Genomic DNA, 447 nt, shown 5'->3' on the forward strand with positions numbered 1-447 from the left:
TCAGATCACGGCGGTGTCTCCGGCAGGGACGGGGACGGCGCAGGTCACCGCCACGACTGTGGGCGGAACGAGCAACGGTCTGGGCTTCACCTACATTCCGGTACCCGCGGTCACCACGGTGCTGCCGAATACGGGCCCGGCGACCGGCGGCACAACAGTGGTCATAACCGGAACCGGTCTGACGGGAGCCACCGCGGTGAACTTCGGTGCCACCCCGGCGACGTCGTTCACCGTCGACTCGCCCACTCAGATCACCGCCATCGCCCCGGCAGGCACGGGAACCGCGCAACTGACGGTCACCACGCCGGGCGGGACCAGCAGCGGCGTCGCCTACACCTACATCCCGGTGCCCGCCCTCACCACGCTGGTACCGAATGTGGGCACGGAGACGGGCGGCACCACAGTGGTCCTCACGGGCACGGGTTTGACCGGGACCACCGCGCTGAA

At 69.1% G+C, this 447-nt stretch carries 1 protein-coding gene; it reads left to right on the plus strand.

Going from position 1 to position 447, the window contains the following annotated elements; translation table 11 throughout:
* Positions 1 to 13: 13 nt before the first annotated feature.
* Positions 14 to 447, plus strand: a 434-nt coding sequence (locus ON27_RS29225; RefSeq protein WP_218003053.1) for an IPT/TIG domain-containing protein, incomplete at its 3' end; no start/stop codon positions are given.

Source organism: Nocardia asiatica NBRC 100129, assembly GCF_000308415.1.
GTDB classification, from domain to species: domain Bacteria; phylum Actinomycetota; class Actinomycetes; order Mycobacteriales; family Mycobacteriaceae; genus Nocardia; species Nocardia asiatica.